The sequence below is a fragment of the Ruegeria sp. AA3 genome (assembly GCF_056542905.1).
In genome coordinates this window covers 1-1,692 of record NZ_JBQGAQ010000037.1, presented here as the reverse complement: position 1 = coordinate 1,692, position 1,692 = coordinate 1, and the positions used below count along the sequence as shown (strand labels likewise).

Annotated in this window: 1 protein-coding gene; it reads right to left on the bottom strand. The window is 56.6% G+C overall.

From position 1 onward, the window contains the following. Positions 1-175: 175 nt before the first annotated feature. Complete coding sequence (locus tag ACR0JR_RS22315; protein ID WP_170361226.1) at positions 176-1,621, bottom strand: IS1182 family transposase; 1,446 nt, start codon at positions 1,619-1,621, stop codon at positions 176-178. Positions 1,622-1,692 lie beyond the last annotated feature (71 nt).

Genomic DNA, 1,692 nt, shown 5'->3' with positions numbered 1-1,692 from the left:
GAGGCTGTGTGGAAACGGGCTAGGTTCGTGCAGCTTTCCCCGGGGTTGGGTGTTGGAGCGTATTTTTTCGATTTGTCCTCTTTGATCTTTCAGATTTGGCCAGAGTGCCGTTTCTGAGGCCATCGGGACGATTTAGCTTCTTCGGGATGCTGTTTTTTGGCCAAGGAGGCGCCTTTTAGGCTTTCATCGCGGCAACCAAAGCCGGGATGCCGATGATCTTCATGACACGGGTCAAGTTGTAGGCAAGAACGTGCAGGGCCATCTCCGTGGCAACGTTTTTCAACCGTCTCATCTTGAAGTGTGTAGCTCCCATCCACGATTTTATCGTGCCGTAGGGGTGCTCGACGGTCATGCTGCGAACAGCCAGTTGGGTGGGGTCCTGGTCCAGCCGATGCTGTACGCGTTCCAGCACGTCTTCATGTTCCCACCTGCGAATGCGGCGCTGTTTGCTAGTGGTGCACTTGTCCTTGATGACACAGCTTTCGCAATTGCTCGACCAGTAGACCCTGATAGCTTTGCCGTCCTGTGGCCCCGTGAACCGGTAGCTCAGTTGCTCGCCAGCGGGGCAGATATAAACGTCGTTCTCCGCATCATAGGCAAAGTCGGCTTTGTCGAACTGGCCCCGGGCTCCGGCATTCGAGGTTTGAGGCTTGGGAACGACGACAGAGATACCGGCTTCTTCGCAAGCAAGGATTTCCTCGCTCTTGTAATACCCCTTGTCGGCTATGGCCTCGATCCGATCCAAGGCCATCGCATCGCGCGCAGCCGCCGCCATCATCGACAAGGCATCCCTGTCATATCCATGCATGGTGACTTCATGCGCGACGATCAGGTGGTTCTCGGCTTCAACCGCCGTCTGTACGTTGTAGCCAACGACGCGGGGCATGCGGGGCGTTGTGGCCATGGATCGCGCGTCAGGATCGCTCAGAGACACCTGCGTTTCGCCGGTTTCATCCATGCGTCTCTCGATTGATCTGTAGCGCGCCGCTTCCTTTTGCAGATGTTCCAGCTTTCTCAGCGTGCGTTCCATTCGTGCCGCGGGCAACACGGTGCCGGTCTGTTCAAACACCTCGTCCGCGCGATCCAGTTCACCCAGATAGCGCTCAATGGCCTTGTCGATCTCACCCAGCTTCTGGCGCAGCTTGCCGCGCGTGTAGTTCTTGGCCTTGGCATTCACCGCCTTGAACCGGCTGCCATCGATGGCGACCAGGTTTCCATCCAGCAGATTGATGTCACGGCATAGAGCGACGAACTGTTGGCATACCTTGCGGATCGCCGGACCGTTATCCTTGCGGAAGTCGGCAATCGTCTTGAAGTCGGGCTTCAATCGGCCCGTCAGCCAAATGAGTTCCAGGTTGCGGCCGCACTCCCGCTCTAGCCGCCGCGAAGACTGAATTTGGTTCAAGTATCCGTAGAGATAGACCCGCAGCATAAGTCCAGGATGATAACCAGGCCGACCGGTCGCGGCTGGTGAGGTTTGGAAACCCAAATCCGCCAAGCTGAGCATATCGATGAATGCATCAATCGCTCGGACGGCGCTGTCTTCGTCAACATAATCGTCCAGACATTCGGGCAACAACATCGCCTGATGTCGATCCACGCCTTCGATAAACTGCCCCATGGAATGCCTCCACATCCAATGCCGAAAGCATACCATCTCTCCGGCAACAGCGGGAGTTTTCACACAGCCTC

Excerpts from the sequence above, each read along its gene's own strand:
- ACR0JR_RS22315 (WP_170361226.1), bottom strand. The coding sequence starts at position 1,621 with ATGGGGCAGTTTATCGAAGGCGTGGATCGACATCAGGCGATGTTGTTG.